The organism is Mesorhizobium sp. M2C.T.Ca.TU.002.02.1.1 (assembly GCF_003997225.1).
Genome location: NZ_RZTO01000040.1, coordinates 1 through 15777 on the forward strand (window position 1 = coordinate 1; position 15777 = coordinate 15777).

A 15777-nucleotide genomic window follows, 5' to 3' on the forward strand; every position below is an offset into this window, starting at 1 on the left:
CCCACGGCCGGCGCGATCCCCAGCGCGCCCGGCGGCGACACGGTGACGGCTGCAGGTCGTGACCAGGCCATCGCCGCGACCAAGCGCGTCAAGATCGACACCCCCAGCCTCGAGGGTTCGATCAACCTGACCGGGGCGCGCCTCGACGACCTGAAGCTCAAGCACTACACCGAGACGGTCGACAAGAATTCGCCCGAGATCGAGCTGCTCAACCCGCAGGCGCTGCCTACCGGCTATTTCGCCGAGATCGGTTTTGTCGGCACCGACAAGACGGGCGCAGTGCCAAGCTCGGACACGGTGTGGAGCGTCGAGGGCAATCCGACGCTGACCCCGTCGACGCCGGTGACGCTGACCTATACCAACGACAAGGGCCTGACCTTCAAGCGCACCATCTCGGTCGACAACGACTACATGTTCACCGTTTCCGACACGGTGCAGAACTCAGGCAGCGCCGCCGTCAGCCTGTTCAACTATGGCCGGGTCACGCGCTACGACAAGCCGGCGGTCGCCAGCACCTATGTGCTGCATGAAGGCCTGATCGGCGTCACCGGCAGCGAGGGGCTGTCGGAGTACAAATATTCGGCGATCGAAAAGGACAAGGAAGTCAAGCCCGGCAAGTCGACCGACGGCTGGCTCGGCATCACCGACAAATACTGGGCCGTGACACTGGTGCCGACCGAGAAGCAGCCCTTCCAGCCGCGCTATGCCTATTTCGAGGACGGACGTCACCGCTATCAGTCCGACTTCCTGACTGACGCAATCAATGTCGATGCCGGCCAGTCCGCGACTGTCGAGACAGAGATTTTCGCCGGCGCCAAGGAAGTCGCCAAGATCAACGCTTATGAGGCCGACCGTCACATTCGCCAATTCAACTTGTTGATCGACTGGGGCTGGTTCTATTTCATCACGAAGCCGATGTTCTGGCTGATCGACACGCTCTACAAATTCTTCGGCAATTTCGGCCTGGCGATCCTCGCCACCACCGTCATCGTCAAGGCGATCTTCTTCCCGCTCGCCAACAAGTCCTACGCCTCGATGGCGAACATGAAGAAGGTGCAGCCGAAGATGGTCGAGATCCGCGAGAAATACGCGGATGACAAGATGAAGCAGCAGCAGGCGATGATGGAGCTCTACAAGACGGAGAGGATCAATCCGCTCGCCGGCTGCTGGCCGGTGGCGCTGCAGATCCCGGTCTTCTTCTCGCTCTACAAGGTGCTCTACATCACCATCGAGATGCGGCACGCGCCGTTCTTCGGCTGGATCCACGATCTTGCGGCGCCGGATCCGACGTCGATTTTCAACCTGTTCGGCCTGCTGCCTTTCGCGGCGCCCGCCTTCCTGCCGCATATGGGCGCCTGGGCGGTGGTGATGGGCATCACCATGTTCCTGCAGATGCGCATGAACCCGGCTCCGCCGGATCCGACGCAGGCGGCGATCTTCACCTGGATGCCGGTGATCTTCACCTTCATGATGGGCTCCTTCCCGGCCGGCCTCGTCATCTACTGGGCCTGGAACAACACGCTGTCGATCCTGCAGCAGGGCGTGATCATGAAGCGCCAGGGCGCCAAGATCGAGTTGTGGGACAATCTGGCGGCGATGTTCCGCAAGAAACCATCGCCGGCGGAATAGCCGGACCCCGAGCTACAAATCAAAACCCCCGACCTTCATTGGCCGGGGTTTTTTGTTGGAGATACCGACGGAACAGCGCCAGCCTTCGGGATTGGCCGTGTCGATCTTCCCGGTCGTCATTCCAGGGCGGAGCAAGGAGCGAAGCGACGCGCGCAGACCCTGGAATCCATGCCGTTACGCCAAGGCGTTGCAACGGTTGCAGAATTCTGCACCGTCACACTCCGCGGCAAAGGTCACGGAATGGATCCTCGGGTCAAGCCCGGGGATGATGACGTTGCGTTGGCCTTCGCCGCTAAGCCCATACGTGATTGCCCGCTCGCCGGGGCGGGAATAATTTTCGGCAAATTATTAGGAGCTCCTGAAACTCCGCGCGCGGCCGCTTCGTATGATTCTCGTCCTCCCCAAAAAGGCCGCGACGGCTTCCGGCGCAGCGACGCCGGTGTTTGGGAGGTCGTCCGGCAGGCCGGGGTCCCGCAGGCGGCGGGATCCCGGTCCTTTTATTCCATGACCGCACTGTGATCGATCTTGGCAGGCGTGCCGGGCTTGCGCAGCAGAAGCACCAGCGGGATGGCGGCGAGGGACAGGATCATCATCAGCTTGAAGTCGTCGATATAGGAGATGATCGTCGCCTGCAGCGTGACCAGGCCGTCGAGGGCGGCGCGGCCGGCGGCGGTGTAAGGGCTCAGCGCCTGCGAGATCGCCGGGTCGCTGAAGGCCGGATTGTACGGCGTCACATAGGTGGCGATGTTCTCGTGGTTGATCTGCTGGTTCTGCGTCAAAAGCGCCGTGACCACCGAAATGCCGACGCTGGAGCCGATGTTGCGCGACAGATTGTAGAGGCCGGTGCCTTCGGCGCGCCGCTCCGGCGCCAGCGTGGCGAAGGTGATGGTGGTGAGCGGCACGAACAGGAAGCCCAGGCCGGCGCCCTGGATGAAGCCGGTGCTGATGATCGTCCATTGCGAGACGTCCGGCGTCCAACCGGTCATGTCGTACATCGCCCAGGCGGTGATGGCGAGGCCGATGAACAGCAGCCAGCGCGTGTCGACCTTGCCGACCAGGCGGCCGACGATGAACATGCAGGCCATGGTGCCGAGGCCGCGCGGCCCCATGACGATGCCGGCCGTCACCACCGGATAGCCCATCAGCGTCTGCAGGTAAGGCGTCATCAGCGCCAGCGAGGCGAGATAGGTGATGCCGATGATGAAGATGAAGATCATGCCGACGGAGAAGTTGCGGTCGAGAAACAGCCGCGGGTTCACGAATGTGTCACGCGCGGTGAAGGTGTGGACGATGAAGATGTAGAAGGCCGATGCGCATACCAGCGCCTCGACGATGATCTCGGCCGAGGAGAACCAGTTGAGCTGCTCGCCGCGGTCGAGGAACATCTGCAGCGAGGCAATGGCGATCGACAGCATGCCGAAGCCCAGCCAGTCGAGCCTGGCCTTGAGGTCGAGCTTGGTTTCCTGGACGAACATCGAAACGCCGATGAAGGCCAGCGCGCCGATCGGCACGTTGATGTAGAAGACCCAGCGCCAGGAGACGTTCTCGGTCAGCCAGCCGCCGATGACCGGGCCGAGCACCGGGCCGACCATGACCGAGACGCCGAACAGCGCCATGGCCGAGCCGCGCTCCTCGACGCTGTAGATGTCGAGCAGGATCGACTGCGACAGCGGCACCAGCGCCGCGCCGAACAGGCCCTGCAGCAGGCGGAAGCCGACGATCTGCGGCAGCGATTGGGCGAAGCCGCACAGCACGGAGGCCACGACGAAGCCGGTGATGGCGACCAGCAGGATGCGCTTGCGGCCGAAGCGGTTGGCGAGATAGCCGGACGGCGGCGTCATCACCGCGGCGGCGACGATGTAGGAGGTGAGCACCCAGTTGATCTGGTCGGCGCTCGCCGAGACGCTGCCCTGGATATAAGGCAGCGCCACATTGGCGATGGTGGTGTCCAGCGCCTGCATGATGACCGCCAGGATCACGCAAGCGGTGATGGCGCCGCGATTGGCGACCACGGGCGCGCCTGTCGCGGAAGCCGCTGTCATGACTTTTGTCCGAAACGCTTGAGGAGGTCGGTGACGAAATCGGGCAGGCCGCGGGCATGGCCGGTGTCGATGCTGACGACCGCGCTCATGCCGCCGCGCAGCGGCGGCTTGCCGTCCGGATCGTCGATCGTCACGCGCATCGGGATGCGCTGCACGACCTTGACCCAGTTGCCGCTGGTGTTCTGCGCCGGCAGCAGCGAGAAGCTGGATGACGAAGCCGGGCTGATCGAGCCGACGGTGCCGTGCCAGACCTCGCCCGGATAGCCGTCGATGCTGATCGTCGCCTTCTGGCCGGGACGCACATAGGTGAGCTCGGTTTCCTTGGGCTCGGCCGCGATCCAGATGTCGGTCGACGACACCAGGCTGAAGGCCGGCTGCGAGGCCGGCAGGTACTTGCCGACCTGCAGCGCGTCGACATTGGTGACGATGCCGTCGAACGGCGCCTTGACGACGGAGTCGGCGAGGTTGCGCTGGGCGTCGTCCACCGCCGACTGGGCCTGCAGGTAGAAGGGATTCTGCTCGACCGGCTGGCTGGCGTCGCCGCCGAGCTGGGCAAGCATCGCCTGCGCCTGCGCCTTGGCGACCGTTACCTTCTGGCGGGCCGCTATGAGGTCGTGCTGGGCGCTGTCGAAGGTCGCCTTGGAAGCGGTCGAGGTCTTGAGCAGGTCCTGCTGACGCTGGAAGGCGGACTCGTAATAGGGGATGTCCGCCTGCGCCTGGTCGATCGATGCCAGCGACTGCTGGTAGCTCGCCTGCAGCGTCAGCACCTGGTTGCGCACCGTGCCGAGCTGCGCCTTGGCGCCGGCGAGCGCGGTCTCGAAGGAGGCCGGCCGCAGGCGGAAGAGCACATCGCCCTTCTTCACCGCCTGGTTGTCGTGCACGTCGATCTCCTGCACGGTGCCGGAGACATCGGTGGAAACGCCGAGCGACTGTGCCTGGATGTAGGCGTTGTCGGTGGTCATGATCTGACCGCCGACGACGTAGTAGTAGCCGCCGGCCACCAGCGCGACAGGCAGCAGCGCAAACAGGACCGGCCGCGTCAGGCTGCGGCGCGGCTTGACGGGAGCGGGCGGAGCCACCGTGACGGAAGCCGGTCTCGGCTGGGCCGATGGCGCCTCGAGCGTCGCCGGCTCCGGCGCCACGAGCGCTTCCAGCTCATCGTCCTCGACGACAGGCGGGTTGCCGCGCCTTTGCTCGCGCTGGCTGTCCAGGCGAATGACCTGGTCGCTTGCTCTTTCGCTTTCCCCGTCGGCGGGCTTTCTGGGTGAGGTTCCTTCAGACATGGACTTTCTCCCGGTCGACGGCCGGCTGGGCGCAGGCCTCGAGCAGATTGGATTTAATCAGGCAAAGGGTTTGCAGCAGCTGCTGCTGCGCGTCCGCGGACAGGCCGGCAAAGGCCTCGCCACGCGTCTTTTGGCCATTGCTGCGCATCACTTCGATGAGCGGATGCGCCTTCGGGGTCAGATAGATAAGCCACGCCCGGCGGTCGGCCGGATCGGGCCGGCGCTCGATGAAGCCGCCCGCCTCCATCTTGTCGAGCAACCTTGCGAGCGTGATCGGCATGATCTCGATGAGGTCGGCCAGCTTGTTCTGATGGATGCCTTCCTGCCGCGAGAGATAGGACAGCACCTGCCATTGCGCGCGGGTCAGTCCAAAGGCGCGCGAGCGCTGCTCGAAACGTTTCCTGAGCAGGCGCGCGACATCGTGCAGCACAAAGCTGATATTGGGCGAGGTGGACATGGGAGGACTTCGGAACGGGCGGACAAACTTTCGTGAGCATGCTTATTATCATCATGCACATAATCCTGCTGGACGTGGAGCGCAAGACCGACTAAGGCGCTTGGTAAAAATATCGCATAGGCCAGAACCCGGCCCGACCGGCTTGGGGTCAGGGCAAGGACCAGACGATGAATCGGCTCAAGATCGCCATGCTGGCGCTGCTCGTGGGATACGCTTTTCCAGCCACCGCGAAGGACGCGGTGAGCTGCGGCGGAGCGGCAATGCTTGGGGGCGCGCAGCTCAATTGCAGCCACGTGCAACCCAAGGCGCCGCCGCAATTCTGCACCTTCAGCTGGGCCCTGCACACGACGGCGGGCGAGCAGAAAATCGTCGAAGGCAGCTTCTCGCTGCCGCCCGGGGCGGCGAATGTCCAGGTCTATCAGGGCAGCGGCTTCGACAGCGCCCTTTCCAACCCGATCGTGATCTGCCGCGGCAACCACTGAGCGGTTGGTGCCGCGGCCGGATCACGTTAGTTTGATCGCGCGCGGGCCCCGCCGGCTGCGCCCGAACATGCCTGTGAACCATGGAGGGGCGGCGATGACCGGGCCCAATCCCAACATCAAGCATCCGATCGCGATGCATCCGCGCGTCGGCTTCCTGAAAGGGCTGGTGACGTCGCCCAACATCGAGATCGGCGACTTCACCTATTATGACGACCCCGAGGGTCCCGATAAATTCGCCGAAAAATGCGTGCTGCATCACTACGACTTCATCGGTGACCGGCTGGTGATCGGCAAGTTCTGCGCCATCGCCGAAGGCGCGCGCTTCATCATGAACGGCGCCAACCACGCGATGTCCGGCTTCTCGACCTATCCGTTCAACATCTTCGGCCATGGCTGGGAGGACGGTTTTGATCCTGAGACCTGGTCGAAGGAGATCCGCGGCGACACCATCGTCGAAAATGACGTGTGGATCGGCATGGATGCGGTGATCATGCCGGGCGTCAGGATCGGCAATGGCGCCATCGTCGCGGCGAAATCGGTTGTCACGCACGACGTGCCGCCTTATGCGATCGTTGCGGGCAATGCTGCCAAGGTGGTCAAGATGCGCTTCGACGACTTTACCGTGCGCCGCCTGCTCAAGGCGGCCTGGTGGGACTGGCCGGTCGACAAGATCAGCCGCAACCTCGACGCCATTCGCGGCGCCGACATTTCAAAACTGGAGGCTGCGGTTTGAACGCGCCCAACAACAGCACGAACGAGACGGCGATCAGCCCGGAGCTGTTCACCCGCGGCTGGGTCTTCATCCGCGGCGTGCCGTCGATGAAGTTCCTGCCGCCTGAAGGCCCGCCGGAGATCGCCTTCGCCGGCCGTTCCAATGTCGGCAAGTCGTCGCTGATCAACGCGCTGGTCGGGCATAAGGGCCTGGCGCGGACCTCGAACACGCCGGGCCGCACTCAGGAGCTCAACTATTTCGTGCCCGACGGGTTTTCCGGCGAAGGCGCCGACCTGCCGCCGATGGCGCTGGTCGACATGCCGGGCTACGGCTACGCCAGCGCGCCGAAGGACAAGGTCGATGAGTGGACGAAGCTCATCTACGAATATCTGCAGGGCCGCGTGACGCTGAAGCGCGTCTATGTGCTGATCGACGCGCGCCACGGCATCAAGGCCAAGGACGAGGAGGTGCTGACGCTGCTCGACAAGGCGGCGGTGTCCTACCAGGTGGTGCTGACCAAGACCGACAAGATCAAGGCCGCCGGCGTGCCGAGGCTGATCGAGGAGACGCTGGCCAGGATCAAGAAGCGGCCGGCGGCGTTTCCGGTGGTGCTGGCCACATCTTCGGAGAAAGCGGCGGGCCTGGACGAGCTGCGCGCGGCCATCGCCCTGGTGGCGAACGGCGGCTGAGGCGGTCGGCGCCGGCGCCAATCTCTTCTCCCCTCGGGGAGAAGGTGGCCGCGAAGCGGCCGGATGAGGGGGCTGGCGCGGCCCGCTCAGTCCATCTCGTCCCGCTCCGGCTCGCGGTCGCGCCGGCCGGTGAGGATCTCGCGCTTGCCGACATGGTTGGGCGCGCCGACCAGACCTTCCTTCTCCATGCGCTCGACCAATGAAGCGGCGCGGTTGTAGCCGACGCCGAGGCGGCGCTGGATGTAGGAGGTCGAGCATTTCTTGTCGCGCTTGACCACCTTGACGGCTTCCTCGTAGAGGGCGTCGCCGTCCTCCTCGGCGATCGCGCTCTTGTCGAAGACCGGACCGGTGTCGGCCGCTTCCTCGGCCTCTTCCTCGTCGGCGGTGACGGTGTCGAGATATTCGGGGCGCCCCTGCGCCTTCAGATGCGCCACCACATGCTCGACCTCGAGGTCGGAAACGAAGGGGCCGTGCACGCGCGAAATGCGCCCGCCGCCGGCCATGTGCAGCATGTCGCCCTGGCCGAGCAGCTGTTCCGCGCCCTGCTCGCCGAGGATGGTGCGGCTGTCGATCTTGGACGTCACCTGGAAGGAGATGCGGGTCGGGAAATTGGCCTTGATGGTGCCGGTGATGACGTCGACCGACGGGCGCTGCGTGGCCATGATCAGATGGATGCCGGCGGCGCGCGCCATCTGCGCCAGGCGCTGGATGGCGCCTTCGATCTCCTTGCCGGCCACCATCATCAGGTCGGCCATCTCGTCGACGATGATGACGATGTAGGGCATGGGCGCGAGGTCGATCGAGCGCTCCTCGAACAGCGGCTCGCCGGTGCCCTTCTCGAAGCCGACCTGCACCTGCATGGTCACGACCTCGCCCTTGTCACGGGCGCTGCCAGCGCGCTGGTTGTAGCCGTCGATGTTGCGCACGCCGAGGCGCGCCATCTTGCGGTAGCGGTCCTCCATCTCGCGCACCGCCCATTTGAGCGCTGTGACCGCCTTCTTGGGATCGGTGACGACCGGCGTCAGAAGATGCGGGATGCCGTCATAGACGGAGAGCTCCAGCATCTTGGGGTCGACCATGATGAGGCGGCATTCCTCCGGCTTCATCCGGTAGAGCAGCGACAGGATCATGGTGTTGATGGCGACCGACTTGCCGGAACCGGTGGTGCCCGCCACCAGCAGATGCGGCATCTTGGCGAGCTCGGCGATGACCGGTTCGCCGCCGATCGTCTTGCCGAGGCCGAGCGCCAGCTTGCAGGACGTGTTGCGGAAGCCGGCCGATCCGATCAGCTCGCGGAAGTAGACCGTCTCGCGCGTCTCGTTGGGCAATTCGATGCCGATGACATTGCGACCCGGCACCACCGCGACACGCGCCGAGATGGCCGACATCGAGCGGGCGATGTCGTCGGCCAGACCGATGACGCGGCTGGATTTCACGCCCGGCGCCGGCTCGAACTCGTAGAGCGTGACGACCGGACCCGGGCGGACATGGATGATCTCGCCCTTGACGCCGAAATCCTCCAGCACGCTTTCGAGCAGATCGGCATTCTGCTCCATGCGCTCCTGCGACATGTAGAAGCCCTGGCCCTCCGGCGGCAGCTGCAGAAGGTCTTCGGAGGGAAGCTCGTAGCCGGCCATCGCGGACAGCGGCGCGACCTCGCCGGCCATGGGCAGCGAAGGCGCCTGCCTCGGCGATCTTGCGCTCGGAGACGCTGAAACCGGCACGGGCTCGACAGGCGTCGGTTGAGCGGTCGCGGGGGCCGGCGTCGGGGCAGGGTCGGCGTTCGTTGCGCTAGAGGAGCGCCATTCGATGACCCGGTAAAACGACGTCGCCTCGCTCATGAAGGGGACATGGGTCTGACTTGGCTGGGCCGCTGGACGCTGCGCCGGCATCGGCTTGACCGATGGTTGCGCCGGAACGGCGGCCGCCTGACCGGCTTCGCTCAAACGCGCCCGCGCCAGGCGCTCGGCGAGGAAAGGCATGCCGAATTCGAAGAAGGCATGATCGGAAAGATAGGACCAGCGCAGTCCGCTCGGGCGCGGTTTTGGCGTTGGAGCGGCGGCAACCTGAGTCGGCGCGGCCAGAGGAACCGGGACGGCGGCTGGGGCCACCGTGGAAGGTGCGCGGACCGGTTTGACCTGTGCCGGCGCCACGACGCGAGCCGCGGACGCAGCGGGAATAGCCCGAACCGGATTGGCAGGCGCCGGAGCCGGAGGCGCGGGCCGGACAGGCTGAACCGCAGGCGCCTTGCCTGGCGCGGCGTCTTCCTGCGGGGCGGTTCGCCGGGCGAGGTCGGTGTCCGGCGTTCGGGTGAACCGCACGTTGGGCGCGAGGAAGAAATAATCCTGCCAGGCCGGGCGGCTGAATTCTTCCTCGCGGGCCGAATCGAAAGATGCCGCGCGAGCGGCGTTCGATTCGCTCTCCGGCGCTACACGCAAAGTGACGACCTGCCCCGCTTGCGCCTGCTGCTGCGGGGCCGCGCCACGGTGCCCGGCGTCCTCGGGATGACGGGATTGGTCGTCATTTCCATAGGCGGAGGCACCGGAAAGATTGGCACGGGGAAGACGCATGGATGTCATACTCGAGACTCGCGATTGCAGGTACCCGAGACATAGGAAGCGATGGTTAACAGGTCCTTCCAAACGACCTGTCCGGAATGCCAATCAACGGTCAGATTTGGGGAGAAGGTATCCGACCCGCGCAAAGGCGAGTCATGGCGCTCGCCATGCTTCAGGCCGCCTCGCAACCGCGCGGCAGTGCAGCGCCGGTCAAGCGGTTTCGGCGTGCGCCCGCTCCTCGGCGAGGAATTTCGCGGTGCCATAGGCTTTCAGGAAGACGTCGACACCCGATGTCACCACACGCTCGATCTCGGCCTGGGTCGGCGCCTTGGTGCGGTAGGAAAAGATGCACTGGCGAAACAGGCCGGCGAGGCAGAGTTCGGTGAACTGATAGGCGGCAAGGTCGACATCGTCGATCTCTAGCAGGCCGCGCTCGACGGCTTGGTTGAGGAAGGCCATGACCTTGTCGTGGCCGCGCTTCGGACCGCGCTCGTAGAAGCGCGCGCCAAGCTCGGGAATCCGGTCGGCGGCGCCGACCACGGTGCGCTGGGCCTGGATGACCTTGGCCGAGGTGATCTTGGCGGAGAGCCCCATGCCGAACTTGACCAGCGTCTTGCGGAGATCCTCGAAGTGGTCGAGCACCTCATACAGGTTCTTGAAGATGGTGCCGCGCTCTTCCTCGATGAGAGCCTCGAACAGCTCTTCCTTGTTTTCGAAATAGACGTAGATCGTGCCTTTGGAGACGCCGGCCTCGCGCGTGATGTCGTTCATCGAGGCGGCTTCAAAACCCTTGTCTATGAAGACGCGGCGGGCGCCTTCGATGATCTGGGCACGCTTGACCGGGTCCTGTCCGGCCGCCGGACGACCCTTGCGCAAGTCGAGCAGATCGCTATCGGCTGTCGTTTCGACCATGGAAGTCATTCCTTGAAAAATATTTCGAACCACTCGGTTCGATTTCCTCTTGATATGGTCCTCTTTCCGCGCTATGTCAATCACCAATTCGAACCGAACGGTTCAGTCTGACTGACATTCCAGAGAGATCCCCGATGTCCTCGAACGCGCCCGCCACCGCCGAAGTCCGCACGTTTCCCAATGCCAAGGTCCAGCCGTCGACCGAAGCGCCGGAAGTTCCTGTACAGCCCGCCGCCCCCGTCGCGGCTCCGGCCGAGGCGCCCGCCAAGAAGAAGCGCTCGGCCCGCTCGTTCCTTTTGCCGATCATCGGCCTTGCCCTGCTCGGCGCCGGCTCCTGGTATGGGTATGACTATTGGACCGACGGCCGGTTCATGATCTCCACCGACGACGCCTATGTCCAGGCCGATATGTCGTTCGTGTCGCCGAAAATATCTGGTTATATCGACAAGGTGCTGGTGGGCGAGAACCAAAGGGTCAAGGCCGGCGATCCGCTGTTCGTCATCGACAATGGCGACTACAAGATCGCCGTCGCCCAGGCCGAGGCGCAGATCGCCACATTGAGCAAGACGCTCGACCGCATCGACGCGCAGACCAAGGCGGCCCAGGCTTCGCTGTCTCAGGCCCAGGCCTCCAAGGTCGCGGACCAGGCCGCCGCCGACAATGCGGCGCGCGCCCAGCTGCGCGCCGCGCAGCTGCTCAAGACCCATGTCGGCACGCAGGCGCAGCTCGACGACGCGCAGACCGCGCTCGACCAGGCCAAGGCGGCGCTTGTCGGCGCCGATGCGCAGATCGCCGCGGCGCAGGCCAATATCGGCGTCCTAGAAGCACAGCGCGCGGAATCGGCCTCGACGCTCGCCTCGCTGCAGCTCACCCGCGACAAGGCACAGCGCGACCTGTCCTTCACCGTGCTGAAGGCGCCTTATGACGGCGTCGTCGGCAATCGCTCGGTCGAGCAGGGCGACCTCGTCAGCCCCGGCCAGAAGCTCGCCGTCGTCGTGCCGATGGACAAGCTCTACATCGTCGGCAACTTCAAGGAGACGCAGCTTGGCCGGATGGTGCCCGGCGAGAAGGTCCGCATCACCGTCGACGCGATCGACGGCCAGAGCTTCGAAGGCACGGTCTCCTCGCTGGCGCCGGCTTCGGGCGCGGTGTTCTCGCTGCTGCCGCCGGAAAACGCCACCGGCAACTTCACCAAGGTGGTGCAGCGCGTGCCCGTGCGCATCGACGTGCCGGCCGATGTGCTGAAGACCGGCAAGCTGCGCGCCGGCTTGAGCGTCGTCGTCGCGGTCGACAGCCGCACCGCGCCGGCCTCGACGACCAACTGATCGGGGGGCGGTTCGGTGGCCAATCGAGCGCCGGACCGCCCAGCCTGCTTCCGAGCGGCAGACCCGCTCCGACTATCTGTTTCGCCGCAATTCGGGACAGCCACGCATCTGTTCTCGAGAATTGCTTAGGGAGGCCATGAGATGGCAACCGCAACCATTACAGCAGGGGCAATGCCCGGACGTCCGGCAGCCGCCGCGCCGGCCCTGCCCGCGGACCATATGCCGGTGCGCCGCGTCGTCGCCTTCCTGGCGATGGTGTTCGGCATGTTCATGGCGATCCTCGACATCCAGATCGTCTCGGCCTCGCTGTCGGAAATCCAGGCTGGCCTGAGCGCCAGCTCCGACGAGATCCCGTGGGTGCAGACCGCCTATCTGATCGCCGAGGTGGTGATGATCCCGCTGTCGGGCTTCCTCAGCCGCATGCTGTCGACGCGCGTGCTGTTCACCACCGCGGCCGCTGGCTTCACCGCCGCCAGCGCGCTCGCCGCCACCGCCACCAATATCGACCAGATGATCGTCTACCGCGCCATCCAGGGCTTCATCGGCGGCGGCATGATCCCCAGCGTCTTCGCGGCCGCCTTCACCATCTTCCCGCCCTCCAGGCGCGCCGTCGTCTCGCCGATGATCGGCCTGGTGGCGACGCTGGCGCCGACGATCGGCCCGACGGTGGGCGGCTATATCAGCCACGCCATGTCCTGGCACTGGCTGTTCCTGATCAATGTCGTGCCCGGCATCCTGGTGGCGACGGCGGCCTGGGCGCTGATCGATTTCGACAAGCCCAACCTGAAACTGTTCTCCAAGTTCGACTGGTGGGGCCTGATCGGCATGGCCGCGTTCCTCGGCTGCATGGAATATGTGCTGGAGGAAGGTCCGAACCACGACTGGCTGCAGGAGCCGGCGGTGTTTGCCTGTGCGATCATCATGACCGTCGGCGCCGTCATCTTCTTCTGGCGTGTCTTCACCGCCGAGGAGCCGATCGTCGACCTGAGGGCCTTCAGCAACGTGAACTTCGCCTTCGGCTCGCTGTTCTCCTTCGTCGTCGGCATCGGCCTTTACGGGCTCACCTATCTCTATCCGGTGTTCCTCGGGCGCATCCGCGGCTACGATTCGATGATGATCGGCGAGGCGCTGTTCGTCAGCGGCCTGGCGATGTTCTTCACCGCGCCCGTCGCCGGCATCCTGTCGAACAAGATCGACCTCCGGCTGATGATGATGATCGGCTTCGTCGGCTTCGCCACCGGCACCTGGTGGATGACGCATCTCACCGCCGACTGGGATTTCTATGAGCTCTTGATCCCGCAGATCCTGCGCGGCTGCTCGATGATGCTGTGCATGGTGCCGATCAACAACATTGCGCTCGGCACCTTGCCGCCGGAACGGCTGAAGAACGCGTCGGGCCTGTTCAACCTGACCCGCAATCTCGGCGGCGCCGTGGGCCTCGCGCTGATCAACACGGTGCTGATCGACCGCAACGCCTTCCACTATGCGCGGCTTTCCGAGCATGTGCAGTGGGGCAGCCAGGCCGCGCAGACCAAGCTGCAGAACATGACACTGACCTTCGAGCAGACCGCCGGCCTCGACGCCACGAGCGCCGCGATCTCGAAGCTGTCCGGCATGGCTCACCAACAGGCGGCGCTTTTGTCCTTCATGGACGTGTTCATGATGCTGACGGTGCTGTTCGCCTCGCTCGGATTCTTCGTGCTGTTCATCAACAAGCCGGCGCAGCAGGGCGGCGGTGGCGGCGGAGGCCATTGAGGAGCCGGAACCCCCGCCTGGCCTCCTCAACGCGTGACCCCGGAAATCGGCGACGATTTCCGGGGTCATTCTTTTTGGAGCGGTTGCAAGTGCCTCCTTGTTTGACGCAATTCCGAGCGGAAAACCGATAGTGGCACTGCAGGGATTTTGACCGGTCGGCTCTGTTTGCGTTGGCAAGCGACATCCCTTGGAGGTTGGCCGGAATGCCCCTCGCGGTCGTCATTCCAGGGCGGAGCAGGAGCGAAGCTCCGTCGCGAAGACCCTGGAATCCATGCCGTTACCTTGATCGAAGGCATTGCGGAGCAGAATTCTGCACCGTGGCGGCGCTTCCAAGTCACGGCATGGATTCTGTGGTCTGCGCCGCGTCGCTTCGCTCCTTGCTCCGCCATAGAATGACGAGGTTGGGGCGGCTTCAGCCAATCCCCGGCGTTTGCGCTGATTTCGCCCTCAAGCAGACGCCGGCTTGAAGCTCAACGCCACGCCGTTGATGCAATGACGCAGGCCGGTGGGCGGCGGGCCGTCGTCGAAGACATGGCCGAGATGGCCGCCGCAGCGCCGGCAATGCACCTCGGTGCGGGTCATGCCGAGCGAATTGTCCACGGTCTTGCCGATGGAGTTGGCGATCTCCTGATAGAAGCTCGGCCAGCCGGTGCCGGAATCGAACTTGGTCTCCGACGAATAGACCGGCAGGTCGCAGCCGGCGCAGGCGAAGATGCCCTTGCGATGCTCGTTGAGCAGCGGGCTGGTGCCTGGATATTCCGTGCCCTGCTTGCGCAGCACGTCGAAGGCCTCGTCCGACAGGATGGCATGCCACTCGGCATCGGTCTTGGTGACCTCGAAGGTCTCGGCGGCCAAGGCCGGCTTCGGCCCGCCGGCGCGCAGCATCGCTGCGGATCCGACGATGAGAGCGGTGGCGGCTGCCCCGCTCCAGAGAAAATCGCGACGGTTCATGGCCGTTCCTCCTGACGCATTTTGCCAAGATAGAGCGCCGCCCGGAAATCAAAAGCCGGTGACGCTCTGTCCGTTCTTGCTCGGATGCTGCTCCGCGCCGTCCTTGCGGGACGGTGCGGAGCACACCCTTGCCGGCGGCGCGGATCTTGGATGTCGCGGCCGGCGCTCAGCCATGTCTTCGCCGGCCAGGTCCGCTTTGTTACATCTTCGGCAAGAGAACCTTGTCGATGACGTGGATGACGCCGTTCGACTGGCGGACATCGGCGATGGTGACGTGGGCGACATTGCCGTTCTCGTCGGTCACCGTGACCTTGCCCTTCTCGGCCTTCAGCGTCAGCTCGCAGCCGCCGACCGTCTTGACCTGGTGCGCGCCGCCATCGGCCTTGGCCATCTTGGCGACGTCGGCGGCCAGCGCCTTGGCGGCGATGACATGGCAGGTGAGCACCTTGGTCAGCTTGTCCTTGTTCTCGGGCTTGAGCAGCGTGTCGACCGTGCCGGCGGGCAGCGCCGCGAAGGCTTCGTTTGTCGGCGCGAAGACGGTGAAGGGGCCCGCGCCCTGCAGCGTGTCGACCAGGCCGGCGGCCTTGACGGCGGCGACCAGCGTGGTGTGGTCTTTCGAATTGACGGCGTTCTCGATGATGTTCTTCTTGGCATACATCGGCGCGCCGCCGACCATCGGATTGGCGGCATAGGCAACGGCGCCGAGCGCGGAAAGGCCGAGCGTGGAGGCGAGCAAAAGGGTGGCGAGCTTACGCATGGTGTCAGTCTCCTGGGGTTGTTTCTTCCCATCCTTGGGAACGCGAGGAGATACGAGGACGAAAAAACTTAGTTTCACGAGCGAAGGAAGATTTTTCCTTCGTTCGATTTATTTCGCTAGCGCCGCCGGTGGTGACAGCGGACTTCTGGCGCCTGCCAAAGGTAGGAGATAGACTTTCATTATTCTTTTGGAATATGCCGCCTGAGATCAAATGCCCTTCAGGTC

Annotated in this window: 14 protein-coding genes; 6 read left to right on the forward strand and 8 right to left on the reverse strand. The window is 64.6% G+C overall.

Translation table 11 applies throughout. The annotated features are described in order from the left end of the window. On the forward strand, positions 1 to 1629 hold a 1629-nt coding region (yidC, locus tag EOD07_RS03855; protein ID WP_127234031.1), incomplete at its 5' end, for a membrane protein insertase YidC. A gap of 497 nt (positions 1630 to 2126) precedes the next feature. Here the strand turns inward: yidC and EOD07_RS03860 are convergent. From EOD07_RS03860 to EOD07_RS03870, 3 genes are read right to left on the reverse strand one after another with little or no spacing between them, the layout of a single operon-like run. Continuing rightward, on the reverse strand, positions 2127 to 3671 hold the full coding sequence (locus EOD07_RS03860) for a DHA2 family efflux MFS transporter permease subunit (protein WP_040984946.1): 1545 nt from the start codon (positions 3669 to 3671) through the stop codon (positions 2127 to 2129). After that, a complete protein-coding gene (locus EOD07_RS03865) occupies positions 3668 to 4954 on the reverse strand; it encodes an HlyD family secretion protein (RefSeq protein ID WP_127234032.1) in 1287 nt (428 codons plus the stop codon). The genes EOD07_RS03860 and EOD07_RS03865 overlap by 4 nt, the downstream gene beginning before the upstream one ends. Continuing rightward, on the reverse strand, positions 4947 to 5411 hold the full coding sequence (locus EOD07_RS03870) for a MarR family transcriptional regulator (RefSeq protein WP_040984944.1): 465 nt from the start codon (positions 5409 to 5411) through the stop codon (positions 4947 to 4949). The genes EOD07_RS03865 and EOD07_RS03870 overlap by 8 nt, the downstream gene beginning before the upstream one ends. Positions 5412 to 5578: 167 nt before the next feature. Here EOD07_RS03870 and EOD07_RS03875 point away from each other — a divergent pair, with 167 nt between their 5' ends. The 3 genes from EOD07_RS03875 (at position 5579) to yihA (ending at position 7294) form a co-directional block, all read left to right on the forward strand. Next, a complete protein-coding gene (locus tag EOD07_RS03875; protein ID WP_127234033.1) occupies positions 5579 to 5893 on the forward strand; it encodes a hypothetical protein in 315 nt (104 codons plus the stop codon). Positions 5894 to 5987: 94 nt separating this feature from the next. Then, on the forward strand, positions 5988 to 6626 hold the full coding sequence (locus tag EOD07_RS03880; RefSeq protein WP_127234034.1) for a CatB-related O-acetyltransferase: 639 nt from the start codon (positions 5988 to 5990) through the stop codon (positions 6624 to 6626). Positions 6627 to 6712: 86 nt separating this feature from the next. Next, positions 6713 to 7294 (forward strand): ribosome biogenesis GTP-binding protein YihA/YsxC, encoded by a 582-nt coding sequence (yihA, locus tag EOD07_RS03885; protein WP_244508208.1) that lies wholly within the window; start codon positions 6713 to 6715, stop codon positions 7292 to 7294. An 86-nt stretch (positions 7295 to 7380) separates the two neighbouring features. Here yihA and EOD07_RS03890 read toward each other — a convergent pair whose 3' ends face one another. Further along, positions 7381 to 9864 carry a DNA translocase FtsK gene (locus EOD07_RS03890; RefSeq protein ID WP_127234035.1) on the reverse strand — a complete coding sequence of 828 codons (2484 nt, stop codon included), beginning with the start codon at positions 9862 to 9864 and terminating at the stop codon, positions 7381 to 7383. A gap of 198 nt (positions 9865 to 10062) precedes the next feature. Next, on the reverse strand, positions 10063 to 10764 hold the full coding sequence (locus tag EOD07_RS03895) for a TetR/AcrR family transcriptional regulator (protein WP_073984530.1): 702 nt from the start codon (positions 10762 to 10764) through the stop codon (positions 10063 to 10065). A gap of 134 nt (positions 10765 to 10898) precedes the next feature. Between EOD07_RS03895 and EOD07_RS03900 the strand changes: the two genes are divergently transcribed. After that, positions 10899 to 12089 (forward strand): HlyD family secretion protein, encoded by a 1191-nt coding sequence (locus EOD07_RS03900; RefSeq protein WP_127234036.1) that lies wholly within the window; start codon positions 10899 to 10901, stop codon positions 12087 to 12089. Positions 12090 to 12260: 171 nt separating this feature from the next. Next, on the forward strand, positions 12261 to 13844 hold the full coding sequence (locus tag EOD07_RS03905) for a DHA2 family efflux MFS transporter permease subunit (RefSeq protein ID WP_245469826.1): 1584 nt from the start codon (positions 12261 to 12263) through the stop codon (positions 13842 to 13844). A 447-nt stretch (positions 13845 to 14291) separates the two neighbouring features. Here EOD07_RS03905 and msrB read toward each other — a convergent pair whose 3' ends face one another. The 3 genes from msrB to EOD07_RS38080 form a co-directional block, all read right to left on the reverse strand. Continuing rightward, positions 14292 to 14795 (reverse strand): peptide-methionine (R)-S-oxide reductase MsrB, encoded by a 504-nt coding sequence (gene msrB / locus EOD07_RS03910; RefSeq protein WP_071069177.1) that lies wholly within the window; start codon positions 14793 to 14795, stop codon positions 14292 to 14294. A 199-nt stretch (positions 14796 to 14994) separates the two neighbouring features. Next, entirely contained in the window at positions 14995 to 15552 is a 558-nt protein-coding gene (locus EOD07_RS03915) for a fasciclin domain-containing protein (protein WP_127234038.1), read from the reverse strand. A gap of 4 nt (positions 15553 to 15556) precedes the next feature. Continuing rightward, the coding region (locus EOD07_RS38080; RefSeq protein WP_206519415.1) for a hypothetical protein at positions 15557 to 15777 on the reverse strand (221 nt) is incomplete at its 5' end.

Excerpts from the sequence above, each read along its gene's own strand:
- EOD07_RS03860 (WP_040984946.1), bottom strand. The coding sequence starts at position 3,671 with ATGACAGCGGCTTCCGCGACAGGCGCGCCCGTGGTCGCCAATCGCGGC.
- EOD07_RS03865 (WP_127234032.1), bottom strand. The coding sequence starts at position 4,954 with ATGTCTGAAGGAACCTCACCCAGAAAGCCCGCCGACGGGGAAAGCGAA.
- EOD07_RS03870 (WP_040984944.1), bottom strand. The coding sequence starts at position 5,411 with ATGTCCACCTCGCCCAATATCAGCTTTGTGCTGCACGATGTCGCGCGC.
- EOD07_RS03875 (WP_127234033.1), top strand. The coding sequence starts at position 5,579 with ATGAATCGGCTCAAGATCGCCATGCTGGCGCTGCTCGTGGGATACGCT.
- EOD07_RS03880 (WP_127234034.1), top strand. The coding sequence starts at position 5,988 with ATGACCGGGCCCAATCCCAACATCAAGCATCCGATCGCGATGCATCCG.
- yihA (WP_244508208.1), top strand. The coding sequence starts at position 6,713 with ATGAAGTTCCTGCCGCCTGAAGGCCCGCCGGAGATCGCCTTCGCCGGC.
- EOD07_RS03890 (WP_127234035.1), bottom strand. The coding sequence starts at position 9,864 with ATGCGTCTTCCCCGTGCCAATCTTTCCGGTGCCTCCGCCTATGGAAAT.
- EOD07_RS03895 (WP_073984530.1), bottom strand. The coding sequence starts at position 10,764 with ATGGTCGAAACGACAGCCGATAGCGATCTGCTCGACTTGCGCAAGGGT.
- EOD07_RS03900 (WP_127234036.1), top strand. The coding sequence starts at position 10,899 with ATGTCCTCGAACGCGCCCGCCACCGCCGAAGTCCGCACGTTTCCCAAT.
- EOD07_RS03905 (WP_245469826.1), top strand. The coding sequence starts at position 12,261 with ATGCCCGGACGTCCGGCAGCCGCCGCGCCGGCCCTGCCCGCGGACCAT.
- msrB (WP_071069177.1), bottom strand. The coding sequence starts at position 14,795 with ATGAACCGTCGCGATTTTCTCTGGAGCGGGGCAGCCGCCACCGCTCTC.
- EOD07_RS03915 (WP_127234038.1), bottom strand. The coding sequence starts at position 15,552 with ATGCGTAAGCTCGCCACCCTTTTGCTCGCCTCCACGCTCGGCCTTTCC.